We start from the raw sequence: 19,437 nt of genomic DNA, 5'->3' as shown, positions 1-19,437 counted from the left end.
GGCGCCCCCGGGCGCCCGCCGGCTCGCAGCCACGCTGCCGACGATATCGGCCTGGACAGGTACGAGAGTCAGGGACGATCTCATGGGCCGAATGGATGAGCCGCCGCGGTTGCCCGAAGGCAGCTTCGCGGCCTGGAGCCGCGACCGGCTAGCACTGGCGCGCCGTGGCGCTGACGAGTGCGGGGACGTCTGGCAGCTGGAGCCGGGTGTCTACGTGGCCGCTACGGCCGGGCCGTGTGAAGCAGTCCTGCACCGCGCGCAGGACTTCCCCAAGGCACCCTCGCCTCTCTTTCCGCCGTTGAAGCGGTCGAGCGGAGCACCGACGCCTGAGGAGCGTGCCCACGCGCACGCCGCCCGCATGCGCGGACTGCGCCCGCAGGCGGTTGCAGCCCGGATCGGTGAGATTGCGCCCGGGGCTGCTCGATTTGCTGACCAGTGGCCCACGGGCCAGGACGTCGAGATTCTGCCCCCGGTCCGGCACGCCCTGGCAGAGATCGGCGTGCGCTACCTCTTCTCCGAAGACGCTCCCACCCTGCTGCCCTTTGCCGCACAGCTCTTCCTGGCCCGGGAGGTGCTCGTACGCCCCTCGCGCTGGGTATGGCCGCACTGGATCCCCACACCGGCACGGCGGTTCCGCACACGGCAGCAAGTCGCCTTCACCAACGCTTTGCGGCCCATCGTCCGCCGGCGCCGTTCATCGGGCCGGCTCGGTGACGACGTGCTGGGGCAGATGCTCCGGCCCTCCTCCCGCTACGGCCTACTGCCGGAAGAGGCCATCCTCGACACTCTCCCCGGAATCACCGTCGCCACCTTCGAGACACCTACCCGGGCAGCCGGATGGATCCTGCTCCACCTGGCCCGGCACCCTCAGGCAGCGGGCCGCGTCGCGGCCGAAGCCGCCTTGCTGCCCGCGAACCCGGCCGCGACGACCAGCACCCACCTCGACAGCCTGCAATACACCCAGGCACTGGTACGCGAGGTGCTCCGGCTGTACCCCCCGAGCTGGCTACTGACCCGGCGCGCCACGCGACAGACTCAGCTCGCCGACTACACCATCGACGCCGGGTCCACCGTTCTCGTCTGCCCCTACACCGCCCACCGCGACGCACGGGAACACTCCGAGCCGGACCAGTTCCAGCCCGAGCGCTGGCTCGATGATTCGGGCTCGCCGGCGAAACCCGGGGTCTTCCTCTCCTTCGGTACCGGGCCGCATGGCTGCGAGGGAGCCGCTCTGGCCATGGCGATGCTGACGCTCCTGACCGCGCAGACCGCCCGCCGCTACCACTTGAGCGAGCCGCCCGGACCGGAACCCGGCTACCAGGTCACCACCTTCGAAGGTCTCGCAACTGTCGGCTTGCGCCTACGCGCCACCTTGCGCAGCTGAGGGCAGTCCTGCTGTCAGTGACAGGCCGCTTCCCTCCGCGACCAGCGAACGTTGATCAAGTTCGAGTGCCGTTCCGGACACGCCTGGATGACCGGCTCATGGTTCGCTCATCGTGTGTCGCTGGTCGAACTCGTTGGCGAGCATGCCCATCATGACGAGGTCGTGGTGCCGGCCGGCAAAGAAAACGTGTTCCCGCAAGCGCCCCTCCTCGGTGAAGCCGAGCCGACGAAAAAGTGCCAGCGATGCCTCGTTGTGGGCGAAGATCGCTGCCAGGCATTTGTGATAGCGCCGCTCGGCAAACATGAAGCGCAGCAGCAGCACTACGGCTTCTGCCGCGTAGCCCTTGCGCCGGTGGTCAGCGCCGATCGTGACATCACACTCGAACCAGCCTGAACGAGGGCCGGTGCGATGTGAGCCGACTGTGCCGACCAGCTCTCCTGTGGCCATCGTTTCGACTGCCAACCGGAAGCGGTCGTCATCGCACCTGGCAACGGCTTGCTCCTTCGCCCAGGCACGATAGCTCTCGGCGGACCGCGGTAGATCCAGCCGGCTCCCTCGCCGCCCGTCGCCGTCGGCGAAGCGCGTGAACGCTGTCCAGTCGTCGGGCTCGATAGCGCGTAGGCGTACCCGTCTACCAGTCCAGGACGATGCCATCCCCTATTTGATCACGCTGCAGCGCACGCGAGGCCGAGAGGCACACCGAGGCAGGTGTTGCCCGCCGTACTCTTGCACCGAGCGCCCTGACCGCGCAGGCGACGGCGTCACCGGTCCACGCTGTCCGGTCCAGCTCCGGTCGCGCCGCAGGCCACGGAGATGCCGTGACCAAAGTGGCGTGTGTGAGCTGCGGGCGCTCGGACCCCATCGCGGACCAGCCGTCTGCCAGAGGCCGGATGTGCGGCTGGTGCTGGGCACGGACGAGGTTCCGTGCATGCGGGCGCTGCGGCCAGCTCGACCAGATCGTCACGCGCCGCTGTGCAGGCGCCCGTAGCCGGTGGCACCGCGCCAGTACTGAGCCGGCTGCATAGGAGCTCCTCCGCCAGAGTCATGGCCCAGCTGGCCAGCCGCGCGGAGCCGGTCACCCACGAGGTACTCGATGCCCTCCCGCGGAGCGCCACGACCCGGCACGTCCGGTCGTTGCTCGTCATCGCGGGCGTCCTGGCGAACCGCGATGAACACCTCGCCCGCCTGGAGCGATGGGTTACCTGGGATCTGCCTCGCCTGCCGGCCTACCAGGCCGCGATCGTCAGGCCGTTCGCCGAATGGCATGTCGTGCGCGATGCCCGCCGCCGCGCTGCCCGTGGACGCTACCCCCAGAGAGGCGGATGGTGAGCGCTAGCGGTGAGTCACGGGGAACCGTTTACGGCTGGAAGTACTCCGGCATCAGGCGGCTGACCCATTCGGGCTGCTTGATATTCACCGCGCGGAACTCCGTCGTCGTCGGCTTCAGGTCAATGGCCGGGGTGCCCGAGACCGCGTCAAGGCCCGCCACCGTCAGTTCGCGGCCGTGGACGGATTCGATGGCGCAGCACGTTGCACCGATGCGGTTCGGCCTGCGGGGGCCGCGGCCGGCGAAGGCACACCAAGATCCCCGACAGAGTCAAGCTGAGGGCACGTCACACCGCCGGCGCGCCTGGCGGGGACCCCGGCTTCTTCTCGCCGGCCCCGCGCCGCAGAGCGCTGTCCTGTGGCGTGACCGCCGAAAGCGGCGCAGCGATCTGCTCCAGCGACTTCTGTTCTGCGGCCACCGCGAAGAAGACGGCCACCAGGCCCGCGATCACCATCAGGGCCGCCCCCACACAGAACGCGAGAGCGGCGTCCTCGACGACTCCGCTCTGCGTCAGGCCCGCGAAGAGCAGGGGGCCGGAGATACCACCGGCCGCCGTCCCGATCGCGTAGAAGAACGCGATCGCCATGGCCCGCGTCTCCATCGGGAAGACCTCACTGACCGTGAGGTACGCCGAACTCGCACCCGCCGACGCGAAAAAGAGGACAACGCACCAGCACAGCGTCATCGTGATGGCGTCGAGCCGTCCGGCATCGAACAGCCAGGCAGTGAGGAACAGGAGCAACCCGGAGAGAATGTAAGTCCCCGCGATCATCGGCCGGCGGCCCCAGGTGTCGAAGAGACGGCCCAGGAACAGTGGGCCCAGGAAGTTGCAGAACGCGATGGCGGCGAAGAAGTAGCCGGTTGTTCCGGTGGAGACGTCGAAGAACGTGACCAGGATCGAACCGAAGCCGAAAGTGATCGCGTTGTAGAGGAATGCCTGTCCGACGAAGAGCGCGAAGCCGAGCGTCGCACGCTTGGGATAGTCACGGAAGACGGTCTTCCCGATCTCGATGAAGCCGACGCTGCGTCGCCGTTCGACAGTGATCTCGCTCTCCGCCTCGGGGAGCAGGCGGCCCGTCTCCTCCTCGATCTCCCATTCCACTTCGTCGACGAGCTTCTCCGCTTCCTCGGACTGTCCGTGGATGAACATCCATCGCGGGCTTTCCGGCACATGACGGCGTACGAGAAGGATGACCAGTCCCAGAACGACGCCGAGGGCGAACGTCAGCCGCCAGCCGACAGCCTTGGGGAAGATGTCGGTATCGAGTGCGAGGACCGACAGGAGAGCACCACCTATCGCACCCAACCAGTAACTGCCATTGATGATCAGATCGACGCGGCCCCGGAACCTGCTGGGGATCAGCTCGTCGATGGCGGAGTTGATGGCCGCGTACTCGCCGCCGATACCGAACCCGGTCAGGAAGCGGAAAAGGAAAAACCACCAGACGGAGAAGGAGATGGCGGTGAGCGCGGTCGCCGCGAGGTAGACGGTCAGAGTGATCAGGAAGAGCTTCTTGCGGCCGTAACGGTCCGTGAGCCAGCCGAAGAAGAGAGCGCCCGAGCAGGCGCCCGCCACGTAGAGCGCTGCCGCGACGCCCGTGACCTGGGCGCTGCTGATCGGCAGGCCGCTGCCGGCCTCGGAGAGCCGGCCTGCGATGTTCCCGACAACGGTGACTTCCAGGCCGTCGAGGATCCAGACGGTGCCCAGGCCGATCACGATCATCCAGTGCCATCGCGACCACGGCAGGCGATCCAGTCTCGCGGGGACCTTCGTCGTGACCGTTCCGGTGACTGCTCCTCCGCCTCGGCTCATGCGACTCTGCCTCCTGAGAGGACGGCCTTCTTCGCCGCCCGTGGCGCCGAGGCCGGGTCCCCCGGGTCCAAGCGGATAAACAGCATCATGAACCGATGCCCTGCTGGGGAGGCGCGCCGGTTAGCGTGGAGAGGGTCCCCTCTCCTGCTCCGGAACACTCGATCTGTCCAACGCACGCTGTGGCCTGCCGGTGGTCATTGAGACGTCCGCCTCACGCGTGCTGTGTCAAGGGACGAACCGGGCTTCGACTTCCACTATGCATCTACGACATGCCACGGTCAGCCTGAGCGATGCGGTCTTGGAGTGGCCGCTGCTGATGCTGACCGCACGTTCCTCTGCGTTCACATGCACCCTGGTTCAATCCAGCGGGCGGCTGCGTCGAAGGTATCCGCCGGGGTGCTGTTGAACGCGATCGCCGCGTCGGGAGCGTGTCGTCGAATCAGATTGAGCACCAGCTCGAACAGCTCGAGCTGGTCTTCGGATTTCCGCACACCGCCGCCGACAACTACGCACTCCCAAGGTCGGGCAGCCAAGGCAGCGCCGACGACCGCCTCCACGTTGTCGCTGCCGTCGAGGCCGAACAGACAAGTCTCAACGCCGACGCCGTGCTCAGCGAATCGAGCGATCCCCACCTCGATTGCGTCGGCTACCGGCTTGGGGTCCCAAAGCCCGGGAACCCGATACGGATCGAGCCCGATCACGAGGACGCGGGGTGTCGAGGCCGTTGTGTCCACCCCTGAACCCTACGTCGCAGTAGTCGGAAGGAGTAGTCAAGAACGCGGATCCGCGTGTCAAGCGACTTGAGCGTCTACCCCCGATTCGTGCTGTTCGGGTCGCTCCACCAGGACTCCTTTTCCGAAGCGGGTGCCGGCACGGACGAGGGCGACGAGGTGGGGTGCATTCACGGCCCGCCAGCGGTCCCGAAGCAAGCACCCAAGCGCACTCAAAACTCAGGCTCTGGCTCAACTTCGGTAGAGCGCCCACGATGTATCAATTCGGCCTCGGTGTCGGGCGCTGGGGAACCGACCGGGAGGCATCAGGGCCTTGCGGTCCACGAGAGCTCAGTAGATGTAGTAGGCGGGGCAGCCTCCCTCGAACCCCGGCTGTTCCACGCCGCTGGGCCCCGGCATCAGCGTACCGAGCGCACTGGCACCGGCGTCCTGGAGAGCCTCCTCGGATGCGACGACGAAGGCTTGATACTTCATCGTCCTGACCGCAGCGTCGAAACCCGGCCCGCGCAGGCCCTCTACGCGAGATGCCATCTCCAGCAGGAACTCGTCGGTGAAGCCGTCGACCACGACGCTGCGCTCCGAGCGGGGCGCTGGACAGGGATACCCGGGAGGGAGCGATCATGGTGGGCATGTCGCACACATCCCGGCGCAGCCTGCTTGCTGCGTTCGCAGCGTCTGCTGCGTCCGTTCCGTTCACCGGTCTTGCCGCCGGTCCGTCCTACGCCGCCGAGACATCGCCCGCTGTCGCGCCACTGGCGGACTCGGCGGGTCTGACCACGGCTCGTTCCTCTGTCACCCTGGCACCTTTGGACGCCTCTTACTTCACCCAGGTGACACTCAGTGAGCCACTGACCGCCACCGTGCTGGCGGGAAGCCCTGCCAGGACCGAGGTCACCTCCGGCGGTCGGCGTGTCGCGCTGCTGACCCACGGAGCGCGAACCGTTGTACTGCCAGGCCCGCAACGGACGTTCGCCGAGAACAAGAAGCCGTTCGTCGACGACTTCCGGCGCAGCCTGCCCGATGTGACCATACCGATGACGCAGCGCCGGTACTGGGGCACCTCGCCCGGGGGTGGCAGCTGGTCCACACTCGGGCCCGCCGAAACGGACTACTCCGTGACCCCCGGCGCCGGGATCATCACTCTGACCACAGACAACTCGAGCCGTCACGCCAGCCTGCGCGACGACCGGATCACTGATATCGATGTGCGCTCCGTCGCCCGGTTCGACAAGATACCCACTGGTCAGGCCTGTTCATACGCGCTGTCCTTCGGATACCAGGACACCCACAACAACTACCGGGCGCGACTGTCGTTCCTCACCTCCGGCAACGTTGAGCTGCGGGTCGAGAAGGAGGTCGCCGACACCGTTACCCAGCTGACCGCGGCGCTCACGCTCGCCACCGACGTGCCGGCGGAAACGGACTGGACGATCCGGGTGCGCCGTGAGGGTGCCCGTATCCGGGTCAAGGCCTGGCGCTCTGCTCTCGACGAGCCGTCGCCGTGGGCCGTCGATGTCACTGACTCCACGTTCACCACGGGCAGGGTGGGTCTGCGTGCGCTGGCCAACTCCGGTTGTACCAGCCTGCCGGTCCGGCTCACCGTCAGCCGGTTCCAGGTGGACGCCGCCACGTGGCAGGAGCCGGTGAGTGTCACGCACACGGACTGGGTGCGTGTACTGTCCCAGCCCTTCGACGGCACGTGGACCCCGGCAACGGAGCAGATCATCCGTGGATGGGCGGGTTCCACCGCTCCGGATGTGCTGGCGCATGCGGCGATGTTCCTCGCGGGCGCGCCCGCGGTGACGGGCGGCGCGGGCCCGGTCCAGGGGAAGCAGGTGCTTGGCGAGGCGGGATACGGCTATCTGGACCCGCACGGATATCGGTACGAAGGCGCCGACTTCCACGAGTACATGAATCTGGGCTGGACCTTCCCCGACGGCACGTACACAGGCCCCTCCAGCAAGCAGGTCGGGAACCTTGACTGCTCGGGCTACACACGCATGGTCTACGGCTTCCACTGCGGTGTACCGATGGCCGCGGGCCAGGACACGTCCAGGACCCGGATCCCACGCAAGTCCCGGGACATGGCCGAATACGCGCCTGGTGTTCTTGTCGACCGGACCGACGGCACCGCTGCACCGGCCGCGGTGCAGCTGCAGCCCGGTGACCTCGTGCTGTTCAATGCCGACTCCGGTGACGACGAAGCGACTGTGACGGTCGACCACGTCGGCATCTACCTCGGCAGGGACGCCGGCGGTGGGCGGCGATTCCTGTCGAGCCGCAAGACCGGCAATGGGCCCACCATGTCCGATCTGGGGGGCAATTCGCTCCTGGACGGTACAGGAACCTACGCGAGGACCCTGCACACCGTGCACCGTCTGTAGCTCACCCGCTCCGGTTGCCGGTCTGCTACGGCCGGGGCCGGCGCGGGGGCTTCGTCATGGACCAGCCCGAGAGCCCCGGACCCGCTGTTGAGGCATCATTGCTCTGCAGTGCGCCGTCACCGCCGCCGTCATTCAGCGTCGGCGTCCGGCGGGTCCGATGCGGGGCCCCGCCAACACCATCCTCGCCTCCTGCAGGGCGACTCTCACAGCCGTCTCCGATACGCAGTTCAGCGCGCGGAAGGCGCTGCTCGACGAGTGCGTGCACATGGCTGAGCACGGCATGTCCTGCGGCGCCCAGGCACTCGCTGCCAACGTGTGGGACACACTTATCCGTGGCCTGGCCTTCGCCACCCCCGACTGGCTCAAGCCGAACGGCCAGTGGGGCTACCGCAAATTCCGGCAGAGCATCCCGGCCGTGGAAGACGACGACCCCACGATGCTCCAGTTCCGCCAGGCCTCCTCCTACGGCGCCAACGATCACACCTCGGGCCTTTACCTGGATGCTGAGACCGGGCGGATCTGCCGCTGGGACCGGTACGGGGATCGCACGCCCCGATATGGGTCGTTGACGACCTGTCTGGAGGAGATGGCGGACCGGCTGGAGGCGCCGTCGTTGACAGGTGGCGAGAAGCCAGGGCTGCTGGACCTTCGTGCCCTGGTGTGGGGGCCGCCGCCGGACCTCAACTGGGCGGCCTTGTGGAAGCCCTTTCCCGAGAACTGGCGGAGCGTTCCGGGTGGCAGCCGTCCGGGACGGCGCCAACTTCAGGTACGTGCCTGAATTTCTCCAGCCTGCGGCGTTCGCGGCTCGTGCGACCTGAACGTCAGCGCCGTTTACTAGGTCGAAGTAAAAAAAGTTGATCCATCTTTAGGTCGATGTCATGATCACATCACATTGTTCGGATGGTCCGGGCAATGGGGAGGGGCGAACAACCGTGCGACTCATGACCAAGACCGCAACCCTGCTGCCCGCCGCAGCTCTGTGCACCGTAGGGGTCCTCGCCATCGGCACCGCCACCGCCACCGCCGCCGATTCGGTGGTCCAGACGACGAGCTCCAGCGCGGTGGTGAGCTCGGGCGCCCAGCTCTCGCTGGTCCAGACGTCGGCAGGCAACTACTGGCACCTCGTCGCCCCCGGTGGCGCGGGCGAGGCGATCTGGAGCCAGGACCCGTACAACGGCGACCCGGGCGACGCCCTCATGGCATACGACGGCCTCGCCGACGGCCTCGGCATCCACGCCTACCTCAGCGACGGACGCATGGCCAGCACCGCCGGCCACTCGTCCCCGTACTACAGCGGCTGGGTGACCGGCGACCTGCCGGAGGACCACTGGTACACGATGAAGGTCTGCACCGAGAAGGGCGGCTCGAACATCTCCTGCGTCAGCGCCAGCGTCCAGTCGTAACACCGGAGCACCCCGCGCCGGGCCGGTACCGGCGCGACTGACTCCCGGTCCGCGGAGCCGCATTCGGCGAATGCGGCTCCGCTGCTTTCGCCGTTCCCGATCCGCACCACACCGATTCCCAGAAGGCGTACATGGCGTTCATACGCAGACCCAGACTCCTCGCCACGATCGCGGCGGCGGCAGCCGTCCTTGTCACACTGACGGGGCAGGCGACCGCGACGGCGGACTCGCCGACCATGACCAAAATGACGCTCAGCGGCGATCAGTTCAAGATGACCGACACCAGCTACTCGTCGGCCACCAGCCACCTGTACGACAGCTACCTGACGAAGCACGCCAGTCTCACGGATGTCATCACCACCGACTTCACGAAGAACTCGGCGGGGTCGACCGACAGTTGGCTCAACCTGCGCTCGATGCGCTCCTGCGCCGGCGACGAGACCAAGGCGCTGCCGCCCGCGACGACCTCGACGGCCTGGTGCTGGTCTTCGGCGCACTCCGACGACACCACGGCCCGCTGGTGGCCGCAGGGTCTGAGCACCACCGGCACGGCCGACGGAGGCGACGGAGCGATCCAGGGCGACCATGTCACGGCGGTGGCGTGGCACTACAGGACGTTCGAGCGTGACGCGGCCTCGAACACCACGGGCTGCAAGACGGACAACCTGCTGAAGCTCACCTTCATCGACCGGGACACGGGCAAGTACCGTCACGTCCTGCTCGCCGAGCCCACGAGCACCTCGTCGAGCGCGTCCGACTTCAAGTACGTCACCGGCCACGGCGGCGGCATCGTCTGGTACGCCAACTACATCTACGTCACCGACACCGCGCACGGCGTCCGTGTCTTCGACACCAACAAGCTCGCCAAGGTCGACGACTACGGTTCGGGCGTGACGACGTACGGCATCAACAACGGCCGCTCCAGCGCGTGCGGTTACCCGTACGTGCTGCCCGAGGTCCACTACTACCAGCAGTCGGGCACACCCAGCGCGTGCGACTCCGACGCGAACAACGGTTCTCTGGACCCCGCCCACCTCTGCTACTCGTGGCTCTCCCTGGACAAGACCGGCGGCTCGCCGTACAAGCTGGTCACCGGTGAGTGGTACGGCGGCGTCGACGGGGGCCGGGTGGTGCGGTACCAGCTCAACCCGACCAGTTCGTCCACCTACCCCGGCCTGCTGAACATGTCCGGCGGCAAGACCGTCATCCAGGACGCCTACGCGGCCTCGCGTTACCGCGGCCTACAGGGCGGCATGACCTGGACCGACGGCCAGGGCGCGCTCAACTTCGCCTTCCACAAGGGCTGCGGCACGCAGCCCGGGGTCTACTCGCACACCTGGGTCGGCGACACCAGGGCGGGCACGACGTGCGCGGCGGGCGGCAACTGGGCGGCGGGCACCCCGCAAGCCCTCAGCTACTGGCCCAAGCTGGGCACGTCCCAGGTCGACGAGCTGTGGGGACTGACCGAGGGCATCTGCCCCAGCGCCTCCCTGATATCGAGCTATCCCGAGGACTTCCATGCCGCCACCGACATGTCCGACGTCTGCTACACGCACAACGACAGCACCACCACCATGTCGCTGCGCTCCGTCTTCGCCGTCGGGTTCACCGACTCGGCAGTCCAGAACCTCCACTGACGCACGGCCCGCTGGTGCGCTGATCGGATGACAACCCGGCACGACGGAGAATATCTACTTTCCTTCCGATATTCCCCGGTTGCTTTTGTGCCGCCGACATCCGCAGGGTATGTCAATTTACCTCTGTCGCGTAATCGGTGGTGACACTGTGTAGTGATCACTGGAGGAGGATGCGGTGGCGGAGCAGGGAGAACCCGGCTCGGCCGCGCATCTGCCTCGTGATCCTTTTTGTTCGCGTGGTGACGCCCTCGGTGCGGTCGTTGCGGTGAGGGAGGGTGAGGCCGGCGTTGACCGCGGCGCGGTCGGGCGTGACACCGCGGCGGCCGGACGGGCGCCCGCCCGGCCCGCTCACTCCTTGACCACGGATCCGAGTCGGTCGGCGAGGCGATTCGTCCGACGCCGGCCCTGTGCAGGCGGAGCGGTTCAGCCGGAGGCGGCCGAGGATGCCGAGCGGTCGAGGAAGCGCCGTAGTCCGGTCCGTACGCCGTCCGTGGGCACGGCGGCGGCGAAGCAGGCCGCCTCGATGGCGAGTCCCTCGTCGATCGGCAGGTTGATGCCGCGGGTGACCGCGCGTAGGCAGGCCGCCACGGCTGTCGGTGCGTGGCGGATGATCCGTTCGGCCAAGTCCCTTGCGGTGTCGAGGAGTTCGTCGGCGGGTACGACGGCGTTGACGAGGCCCAGTTCGGCGGCTCGGGTGGCCGGGATCGGGTCGCCGGTCAGGATCATCTCCAGGCCACGTTTGCGGCCGATGTGGCGCGGCAGGCGCTGGGAGCCGCCGAAGGGCGGCGGAAAGCCGAGGGAGATCTCGGGTTTGGCGAAGGTCGCGTGGTCGGCGGCGATCGCGAGCGGTGCGGCCTCAGTGATCTCGCAACCGCCGCCGTAGGCGAGACCGTTGACCGCGGCGATCACCGGCTTGGGAAACTCCTCGATCCGCCGCGTCAGCGCGTGGCCGCGGCGGACGATCTCGCGCATCGCACGCTCCGGCCCGCCGGCGATGCTGGCCGCCAGGGACGGGATGTCCGCGCCCGCGCTGAACGCCGTGTGCCCGGCACCGGTCAGGATCACGGCCCGCACCCCGTCGTCGGAGTCGGCGCGGTCCAGTTCGGCGAGCAGCGTGTCGATCGTCGGATAGTCGAGGGCGTTGAGCTTGCGTTCCCTGTCGATGGTGAGCGTGACGACGTGGTCGTCCCGTTCGGTGTGGACGGTCATGCCGGGTACTCCGTTTCGCCGGGGCGCGGACGCACCGAGGCTAGGAGCCCCGTTCCAGGACGATCCAGATATTGTCCTGGATACATGCGACCGCCCTCCTACAAAGCCGTCGTCGACGAGTTCGCCACCGCGATCCGCTCCGGTGCGATCCCGGCGGGCGAACGGCTCCCGACGCACCGCGCTCTCGCCCGCGAGCGGCGGATCGCGCTGGCCACGGCCACCCGGGTCTACGCCGAACTCGCCGCCATGGGCCTGGTCGTGGGAGAGCCGGGCCGGGGGACGTTCGTGCGGGTGCGGTCCGGATACGACGGGCTCGAACCGTCGCGCGCGCTGGCGGTGCCGCGGGTGGCGGACCTGTCGTTCAACCAGCCGCTGGCCCCCGGGCAGGGCAACCTGCTGCGGCAGGCCCTGCGCACGCTGGCGGCGACCGGTGACGTCGAGGCGCTGCTGCGCCAGCACCCGCCGGGCGGACGCCGACACGACCGGGCGATCGTGGCCACCTACCTGCTGGACCGGGGCATCGACACAGCGCCGCGCGATGTCCTGCTGACGGGCGGCACCCAGCAGGCACTCGACTGCGTACTGCGCGCGCTCACCCGGCCGGGCGACGTCCTCGCCGTCGACGCGCTCAGCTACCCGGGTATCAAGCTCATCGCCTCGGCACACGGCCTTGAACTGGCCCCGATCCCGGTCACCGCGACGGGCCCCGACCTCGATGCGTTCGACCGGCTGTGCCGTGCTCGGCCCGTCCGCGCGCTCTACGCGATCCCCACCGTGCACAACCCGCTCGGCTGGGTACTGGACCGGGAGCAGCGCGACCGCCTGGTCGCCGTCGCCCGCGCACGGGACTGTCTGATCATCGAGGACGGCACCTACGCGTTCCTCGAAGCGTCGCCTCCTGTTCCGCTGCGGCCCCTGGCACCCGAACGCACCTGTTACGTCGCCGGGTTGTCGAAGAACGTGGCGTCCGGCCTGCGGTTCGGCTTCGCCGTACTGCCCGGCCGTCATGTGGAAAGTGTGACCAGGATTCTTCGCACGGCGGCTTGGGGAGCCCCCGGTGTCGTCACCGCGCTCGCCACGGGTTGGCTCTGCGACGGCACGGTGACGCGCCTGGAGCAGGACCGCCGCAAGGACGCCGCCGCCCGGCAGGACATCGCCCGCGCCGCGCTCGCCGGCCTGGACGTCACGGCCCACCCGGCCTCGTACACGGTGTGGCTCGGCCTGGAGCCGCACCAGCGCCCCGACCGGGTCGCGGACGTGCTCGCGGCGGAGGGGATTCTCGTGTCCACCGGGGACGCCTTCGCCACCGGTCCGCTTCGCCCCACGGCGCTCCGGCTGGCGCTGGCCACTCCCGCCCTGGACGAACTCGGGCCCGTGCTGCACCACTTGAGGGACACGATCGAGGCGATCCCGCCGTGACCTCCGGCCGACGGCTCCTTCGAAGGTCATTCAGAGGCCTGTCGGCCGTTATCCGGGCCCGGCACAGTCGCCGTATGACGATCGTCGCGGGCGCGCCGCCCACGCACACCACTCCCGTCGCCCTCGCCCGGGTCTTCGTCACGGGGCTGGGCGCGCCCGTGGTCTACGTCCTGCTCCTCTTCCTCGCGGGTGTACCACGGCGGGCCCGGGAGGCGGCGGTCGCACCCCGTACGGCTCTCGCGATGATCGAGAGCTTGGAGGCCGTCGGGGGGTGAGTCGGGCGATGTACCGGTGCGGTTCGATCTCAGCCGCCATCTCGACACACTGGACTCCATGTCCGCCGTCCCCGGCCGCCACAGAGCATCCGCGACACAGCCCCATGCCCCGTGAGCGCCACGATCGGGTGATGTTCCGGGCCCAGCAGTTCGTGTTCGGGGTGTTGTGGCTGAACGCGGGCTGGAGGCCGTTACGTTGAGTTTCCCGGTTCCTGCGGTTGTGTTCCCGACGGGTGCGCCGTGAGGGGTCGGCCTGGTGTACAGCTGACCGTTAGCCGGCTCGACGAAGCGCCGTTCGGTCATGACGCAACGTCGCCGACAGGACCGGGCCGCGCGCCGGTCTTCGCATGGAGGAGAATCTGTGATCTCGAAAAGCAAGAGGCTCGCGCGTTCCATCGCCGTGACGCTCACCGCAGCTGCCGCGCTCACCCTCAGCCTGCCGGGCGGCAACGCCTTCGCCATCGACCACGTCCAGTGCGTCGGCGGAGAGAACTTTCTGAAGATCTGGTCGCATCTCGACGGCCGTGAGAGCGTCGACTGCTACGCGAACGCCGGGAAGACCGACTTCGGCGGATGGTGGGTCGACCGGATCTCCACGGGCAACAACGACCTGATCTACTACGACGCCAACGGCGACTCGGTGAAGATCGAGCGCTGGCACGACATCACCTTCCCGAACCACCCGCCAAGGGTCGTCGCCATCCAGATCCTGTGACATGTTGACATCCGGTCACGGGGAATCGGTGCCCGGTCACGCGTCTTCGCTGGACCGGTATGAGGAAACGTGACTGAGAACTGCGTCGTCGAAGACATGCCTTCGCTCCATCAGAGGTCGTCTCAGTTGGTGTAGCGGCGGTAGCAGATGAGGGCGCCGGCGATGCCGACGAAGGCCAGGAAGTGCTCGGCTTTGCGCTCGTAGCGCCTGTGCAGGCGGCGGCCATTGAGCCAGGACATGGCCCTTTTTGACTGACTCACCGGTCCTCACACAGTGACCTGTGCGTCTGGGCTCGACATCCCAGAAGTGGGCACTCCTGCACGGTCGGCACACTGGGAACCCTTGCCACGCTTGGACTTTTGAGGGCGCTCGGTGGGAGCTGCGACGGGAACGAGCACAGAGGGTCCGCGGAGGACCCCCCTCCACGGACGGCCGCGCATACCCTGGCACGTATGACCACGGGGGATGAACTGCTCCTGCTCGCGATACGCCCCGGCAGGCGGCGAATACGGATACGGGCCGAGGACCGGCTCCGGTTCGCCCTGCGGGCATCGGAGTTGGCGGATCTGGGCCTGGCCGGACGGATCGCCGTCGGCCCCCGGCGGATCGAGGTGATGGACTCCCAGCGCGTCGAGGACCGCCGCCTGAACAACGTCCTGCACAGTCTGGGCGCAACCGCTCCCCCGCCCAGCCTCAAGGACTGGCTGCGCCGGACACCACGCTCCCTCACCACCGAATACCTCTCCCGGCTGGAGGACCAGAAGGCGGTCCGCGTCCGCCGTTGGCGCGACCCCAGCGGCCGTACCCGCCACGACATTCTCTCCGTCGACCTACCGCGCCGCCAGGCGCTGCTGGCCCGTCTCGACAGCGTGGTCCGCTCCGGCTCCGAAATGTCCGCCGCCGACTGCGACCTCACCCTCGCCGCCTTCGTCCAGGCTGCGGGCCTCGCTCCTGCCGCCTACCCAGGCCTGCGGGGCATCACCGACCGCCGCCGTTTGGCCACCCTCGCCGCAACCGACCGCCTCGTCCCCGCAACCGCCAAGGCGGCCCCGGCAGCCGACGAGGAACTCGCTGCGGCACTGACCACCGGCGCCGATGTCCTCACCCGCCAACTCCTCGGCGAGCTCAGCGACCTCTACGCCGACTTCACCACCGGCGGCCACAGCCTCGGCCACGACCTGGACCCGGGCAGTTGGTCCGAGGGCGGCGCAGGCGGCGCAGGCCACCATGGCGGCGGGCACGGGGACGGCGGCCACGGCAGCTGGTGACACCGACAGCCGGAAGCCGCACGCCCCTTGTCCGAACCCGGGGCCCATTGCACCGCGACGGCCGCATGACTGGCCGCGTTCTGGGAAGCCCCTGCTCGAACGGAGTTGAGAGCTTGGGGAAGGACGGCACCGCCCCCACACGACCGGAGTGATCGTGCGGGACATCGGACCGTCCATCGGTCCGCGAGTCTTGATCGCTGCCGAGCATGCTGGTTAGGTTGGCCGGCATGACTGAGCTCGGACCCGTCGCCTGGCCACCTGCCCCGATCAGGACCGAGCGGCTCGTGCTCCGCGAGCCCGAGGCCCGGGACCGTGCGGCGTTCATCGAGCTGTTCGCCTCGCCGGAGGTGGGCACCTACATCGGTGGCCCTCAACCGCGTGATGAGCTCGAGCGCGCGGTACCTGAGGTGCCCGGGCGGCGCCCTGGCCTTTTCGTGATCGATCTCGACGGAGCGATGATCGGCATGGTCACGCTCGATCGGCGCGACGCGGAGCGTCCGGGTCACGTCCGTCCGGATGCAGGGGATGCCGAGCTCGGCTACATGTTCCTGCCGGAGGCGTGGGGCTTCGGGTACGCCGCCGAGGCGTGCGCAGCGGCACTCGACTGGTTCGCCGACGCGCTTCCCGGCGAGCCGGTGGTGCTCTGCACCCAGACCGCCAACGACCGCGCGATGCGCCTCGCGGCGAAACTGGCGTTCACCGAGGTGGAGCGGTTCGAGGAGTACGGCGCCGAGCAGTGGTTCGGAGTGTGGCCCTCGGTCACGTCGTCCGGTTGAGCTCGTGCTCGACAGCGCGGATCCACGAGGCCACCGATCGGTCGTCGGCCTCGGCGCGCCGTTGACCTCGTGGAGCACGTCGGAGGGGAAGCCTACGGGGATGGGCGATGTCGGTCGCGCTGCGCGCGGTGCCGAGAAGATCCACGGCGCCGGCGGACAACAATCGAGTGCGCCAATCTCCGAGTGTCTCCATTTGTCCACGAACGCCCGCTACTGGCGTGTGGACTGGGTCGAGGAGCTCCACGACGACACGCTGCGCGCCTTCACCCACGGCAACCTGGCCGACTACTGGGCTGGTGTCGTGCTTGGTGCAGCTGACTACTGCACTGCTGGATTCAGAGCATGAACTTCCAGCGCCCCCAGGGAACCGAAGTCGTTGTACCAATCCTCGTCCGTGACCTGACTCCCGCCGATCCACCGACGTGCACCTGGTCCGGGTCTTCCACCCATCTCCACCAAGTGGCGAGGGAGTTGAAGCGTGCGCGGGTCGGCGAGGTGGACTACCTGGCGGCCTGCACACCGGTCTACCGCTACCTGCACGAGGGCATCGACGTCCTCTCTGACCAAGCTCCCGACCTGACAAAGTCCTGACGCAGTGTCAACGCGAACGCTTGCCTTGCATGATTCTCGACAGGACGCTGGTCGCGTGCGACCGGGTCGCTGGCGTCCGCGACAACGGGAACGACCTGTGGTTCAGCGAGCACCGGCCGCCCGATCCCCCCGGCGGGCCGACCTCTGCGCCCCAGCCCCTGCGTGGCTGTGTTGGAAAGAAGTTCACTGACCGTTACCGGGGCAGATGCAGCGTGCATCTACGCTCCTGACTGCCATGAATGGACGCGAAAGCACAACGCATGCACCACTGTTTACATTTCCAGTGGTCTCGGCCGCGACGTCGGCCCGTGTGCTGTCGCCCTCACAAGGAAGCACCCGCATGCGCATACCGCGCCCAGGCATCCGAGGCCTGATGGCCTCGGCCCTGCTGGCATGTATCGCCCTTCCCGGTACCGTCTCCGCGGCCGCCGCGGCCCCGGACGCCGGGTCTTCGGACGCCAAGTCTTCGGTTGTCGTGGGATCCACCGCGGTTCCCAAGCCTGACCACGTGGTCATGGTGATGATGGAGAACAAGGGCTACGACGACATCCTCAACAACCCGTCCACCAAGCCTCAGGACCAGGCGCCGTACATCAAGTCCCTGGAGGCTCAGGGCGCGTCGTTCACCAACTCGTACGGCGTCACGCACCCGAGCCTGCCCAACTACTACGCGCTGCTGTCCGCTTCGGACATCGTGAAGAGCAGCGCCTGGCCGGAGCCGCAGTCCGTCGACACCGACAACCTGCCCAACCAGCTGGTAACCCACGGGTACAGCTTCGCGGACTACGCCAACCAGGGCCTGCCCACGCAGTGGCTCCGCTACAAGAACATTCCCGGCACGCCGGGCAACCTGAACCCGATGGACAAGCGGCAGGAGGAGTTCCCGACCACGCCGGACGGGTTCGCCAAGCTGCCCACCGTCTCGTTCTACGTGGGCGACGGCCAGCAGAGCATGCACGACGGCACCATCGCCAAGGGCGACGCCTTCGTCAAGAACACCTTCGACTCGTACATCCAGTGGGCCAAGACGCACAACAGCCTGTTCGTGCTGACCTGGGACGAGGACGACTTCACCCCAGCCAACCACATCCCGACGATCATGGTCGGGCCGATGGCCAGGGCCGGCGAGTACGACCAGAAGATCAACCACTACAACGTGCTGCGCACGCTGTCGGACATGTACGGCCTGGACCACATCAATCACACGGCCGATGCGGACGTCTCGACGATCACCGACGTGTGGGACACGTCGAAGACCGCGCGGCTGCGGGGCATGGCCGGGCGATGCCTGGAAAACCACCAGACCGACCCGGCGAACGGCGGCACGCTCGGCCTGTGGCACTGTGAAGCCGCTGCCAACCAGCAGTGGGTCAGGCACGCGGACGGCACGATCCGTCAGTCCGACAAGTGCCTGACCGCCACCGCGAACGGGACCGGGACCGAGCTCGCCGACTGCGACGGCACCCCCGCGCAGACCTGGCAGCCCAAGGCCGACGGTTCCCTGCGCAACCCGGCATCCGGCCGCTGCCTGACCGTCCCCGACCCGGAGGTCGCCAACGCAACCCCCGCGGAACTCCAGAACTGCGACGGCAAGCTCCACCAAAGGTGGAAGGTGCCCGGCTTCACGGGGGTGCACCACTCGCTCACGGTCGACACGCCCTCGGCCTTCAAGCCCGGCTCCGCCGTCACCGTGACGACCACCTACACCAACGACAGCAGCCCGGCAGCGCTTTCGGACGCCTCCGTCAGCCTCACCGTGCCCAACGGCTGGACCGCCGAGGCCACCTCGCCCACCACGTTCACCAGGGTCAAGCCCGACCAGTCGGTGAAGACCACCTGGGCGGTCACCGCCCCCACGGACGCAAAGCCCAGCGCCTACACACTGTCCGCACAGGCCACCTACAAGAACGCCAACAGCACCGACAAGGGCACCGGCACCACGTTCCACCCGGCGATAGTCCCCCAAAGCCAGATGCGAGTGGTCGAGGTCGACAGCGAGGAGACCATCGGGGAGGACGGCCGCGCAGCGAATGTCCTGGACGGTAACCCGGACACCTTCTGGCACACCCGCTGGTACGGAGGAACCGACCCGCTGCCGCACCACATCGTGCTCGACCTCGGTGAAGAGGTCGAGGCCACCGGCCTGCGTTACCTGCCCCGCCAGAACAGCGCCAACGGCCGGATAGCCGGATACGAGGTCTGGGTGAGCACGGACCGCACCGCGTGGACCAAGGCCGCCACCGGGACCTTCGCGAACACCACGGCCGAGCAGACCGTCACTCTGAACGGCACGCCGGCCCGCTACCTCAAGCTCGTCGCCACGTCCTCTCACGCTGGACCGTTCACTACGGCCGCCGAGCTGAACGTCACCCGAGCAGTGCGCTGACCACCTGGAGGGGGGGGGGGGGGGGGCGCGGGCGGGCCGCCGCCCCCCCCCCGCGCCCCCGGAGGAGGAAGGGAAAAACGAGGGGGGGGGGGAGGGGGTTAGAAGAGGAGTGGGTTAGT

General features: G+C 68.1%; 17 protein-coding genes and 5 pseudogenes. 14 read left to right on the top strand and 8 right to left on the bottom strand.

Annotation, left to right across the window (positions count from 1 at the left end; translation table 11 throughout):
- Positions 1 to 91: 91 nt before the first annotated feature.
- The gene (locus tag AB0915_RS32235) at positions 92 to 1,384 is read left to right on the top strand and encodes a cytochrome P450 (RefSeq protein ID WP_366694439.1); all 1,293 of its coding nucleotides are present in this window, start codon (positions 92 to 94) and stop codon (positions 1,382 to 1,384) included.
- Positions 1,385 to 1,480: 96 nt separating this feature from the next.
- Here the strand turns inward: AB0915_RS32235 and AB0915_RS32230 are convergent, their stop codons facing one another.
- Positions 1,481 to 2,038 carry a GNAT family protein gene (locus tag AB0915_RS32230; protein ID WP_366694438.1) on the bottom strand — a complete coding sequence of 186 codons (558 nt, stop codon included), beginning with the start codon at positions 2,036 to 2,038 and terminating at the stop codon, positions 1,481 to 1,483.
- A 390-nt stretch (positions 2,039 to 2,428) separates the two neighbouring features.
- On the opposite strand from AB0915_RS32230, the gene AB0915_RS32225 reads away from it, so the two are divergent.
- Entirely contained in the window at positions 2,429 to 2,713 is a 285-nt protein-coding gene (locus AB0915_RS32225) for a hypothetical protein (RefSeq protein WP_366694437.1), read from the top strand.
- 28 nt (positions 2,714 to 2,741) lie between these two features.
- Here AB0915_RS32225 and AB0915_RS32220 read toward each other — a convergent pair.
- The 4 genes and pseudogenes from AB0915_RS32220 to AB0915_RS32205 form a co-directional block, all read right to left on the bottom strand.
- Positions 2,742 to 2,948, bottom strand: a pseudogene (locus AB0915_RS32220) (TrmO family methyltransferase); the annotation flags it as partial.
- A gap of 49 nt (positions 2,949 to 2,997) precedes the next feature.
- On the bottom strand, positions 2,998 to 4,524 hold the full coding sequence (locus AB0915_RS32215) for an MFS transporter (RefSeq protein WP_366694436.1): 1,527 nt from the start codon (positions 4,522 to 4,524) through the stop codon (positions 2,998 to 3,000).
- A 341-nt stretch (positions 4,525 to 4,865) separates the two neighbouring features.
- On the bottom strand, positions 4,866 to 5,258 hold the full coding sequence (locus AB0915_RS32210; protein WP_366694435.1) for a hypothetical protein: 393 nt from the start codon (positions 5,256 to 5,258) through the stop codon (positions 4,866 to 4,868).
- Positions 5,259 to 5,585: 327 nt separating this feature from the next.
- The gene (locus AB0915_RS32205; protein WP_366694440.1) at positions 5,586 to 5,822 is read right to left on the bottom strand and encodes a hypothetical protein; all 237 of its coding nucleotides are present in this window, start codon (positions 5,820 to 5,822) and stop codon (positions 5,586 to 5,588) included.
- 62 nt (positions 5,823 to 5,884) lie between these two features.
- Here AB0915_RS32205 and AB0915_RS32200 point away from each other — a divergent pair, with 62 nt between their 5' ends.
- The 4 genes from AB0915_RS32200 (at position 5,885) to AB0915_RS32185 (ending at position 10,679) form a co-directional block, all read left to right on the top strand.
- Positions 5,885 to 7,639, top strand: a complete 1,755-nt coding sequence (locus AB0915_RS32200; protein ID WP_366694434.1) for an NlpC/P60 family protein — start codon at positions 5,885 to 5,887, stop codon at positions 7,637 to 7,639.
- Positions 7,640 to 7,796: 157 nt separating this feature from the next.
- Positions 7,797 to 8,417: a hypothetical protein gene (locus tag AB0915_RS32195; protein WP_366694433.1), complete on the top strand. Its 621-nt coding sequence runs from the start codon at positions 7,797 to 7,799 to the stop codon at positions 8,415 to 8,417.
- Between the two features lie 163 nt (positions 8,418 to 8,580).
- On the top strand, positions 8,581 to 9,042 hold the full coding sequence (locus AB0915_RS32190; protein WP_366694432.1) for a hypothetical protein: 462 nt from the start codon (positions 8,581 to 8,583) through the stop codon (positions 9,040 to 9,042).
- A 131-nt stretch (positions 9,043 to 9,173) separates the two neighbouring features.
- Positions 9,174 to 10,679 carry a hypothetical protein gene (locus tag AB0915_RS32185; RefSeq protein ID WP_366694431.1) on the top strand — a complete coding sequence of 502 codons (1,506 nt, stop codon included), beginning with the start codon at positions 9,174 to 9,176 and terminating at the stop codon, positions 10,677 to 10,679.
- Between the two features lie 157 nt (positions 10,680 to 10,836).
- Here AB0915_RS32185 and AB0915_RS32180 read toward each other — a convergent pair.
- Positions 10,837 to 10,995: pseudogene (locus AB0915_RS32180) on the bottom strand (ISL3 family transposase); the annotation flags it as partial.
- Positions 10,996 to 11,102: 107 nt separating this feature from the next.
- A complete protein-coding gene (locus AB0915_RS32175; protein ID WP_366694430.1) occupies positions 11,103 to 11,888 on the bottom strand; it encodes a crotonase/enoyl-CoA hydratase family protein in 786 nt (261 codons plus the stop codon).
- A gap of 84 nt (positions 11,889 to 11,972) precedes the next feature.
- Between AB0915_RS32175 and AB0915_RS32170 the strand changes: the two genes are divergently transcribed.
- From AB0915_RS32170 to AB0915_RS32160, 3 genes and pseudogenes are all read left to right on the top strand, one after another.
- Positions 11,973 to 13,307 (top strand): PLP-dependent aminotransferase family protein, encoded by a 1,335-nt coding sequence (locus AB0915_RS32170; protein ID WP_366694429.1) that lies wholly within the window; start codon positions 11,973 to 11,975, stop codon positions 13,305 to 13,307.
- A gap of 74 nt (positions 13,308 to 13,381) precedes the next feature.
- Positions 13,382 to 13,616: pseudogene (locus AB0915_RS32165) on the top strand (hypothetical protein); the annotation flags it as partial.
- A 327-nt stretch (positions 13,617 to 13,943) separates the two neighbouring features.
- Positions 13,944 to 14,297, top strand: a complete 354-nt coding sequence (locus tag AB0915_RS32160) for a beta/gamma crystallin domain-containing protein (protein WP_366694428.1) — start codon at positions 13,944 to 13,946, stop codon at positions 14,295 to 14,297.
- Positions 14,298 to 14,419: 122 nt separating this feature from the next.
- On the opposite strand, the pseudogene AB0915_RS32155 reads toward AB0915_RS32160, so the two are convergent.
- A pseudogene (locus AB0915_RS32155) lies at positions 14,420 to 14,545 on the bottom strand (IS5/IS1182 family transposase); the annotation flags it as partial.
- Between the two features lie 204 nt (positions 14,546 to 14,749).
- Between AB0915_RS32155 and AB0915_RS32150 the strand changes: the two are divergent.
- The 5 genes and pseudogenes from AB0915_RS32150 (at position 14,750) to AB0915_RS32130 (ending at position 19,318) form a co-directional block, all read left to right on the top strand.
- Positions 14,750 to 15,565, top strand: coding sequence for a GPP34 family phosphoprotein (locus AB0915_RS32150; protein WP_366694427.1), 816 nt, complete (start codon positions 14,750 to 14,752; stop codon positions 15,563 to 15,565).
- Between the two features lie 227 nt (positions 15,566 to 15,792).
- Complete coding sequence (locus AB0915_RS32145; protein WP_366694426.1) at positions 15,793 to 16,341, top strand: GNAT family N-acetyltransferase; 549 nt, start codon at positions 15,793 to 15,795, stop codon at positions 16,339 to 16,341.
- Between the two features lie 193 nt (positions 16,342 to 16,534).
- Entirely contained in the window at positions 16,535 to 16,687 is a 153-nt protein-coding gene (locus AB0915_RS32140; RefSeq protein ID WP_366694425.1) for a hypothetical protein, read from the top strand.
- A pseudogene (locus AB0915_RS32135) lies at positions 16,684 to 16,866 on the top strand (GNAT family N-acetyltransferase); the annotation flags it as partial. The gene AB0915_RS32140 and the pseudogene AB0915_RS32135, both read left to right, overlap by 4 nt.
- 406 nt (positions 16,867 to 17,272) lie before the next feature.
- The gene (locus AB0915_RS32130) at positions 17,273 to 19,318 is read left to right on the top strand and encodes an alkaline phosphatase family protein (RefSeq protein ID WP_366694424.1); all 2,046 of its coding nucleotides are present in this window, start codon (positions 17,273 to 17,275) and stop codon (positions 19,316 to 19,318) included.
- Positions 19,319 to 19,437: the final 119 nt, after the last annotated feature.

It is taken from the genome of Streptomyces sp. NPDC048411 (assembly GCF_040704695.1).
Classification (GTDB): domain Bacteria; phylum Actinomycetota; class Actinomycetes; order Streptomycetales; family Streptomycetaceae; genus Streptomyces.
The sequence above is the reverse complement of the archived record's forward strand: the minus strand, read 5'-3'. Positions and strand labels throughout refer to the sequence as shown.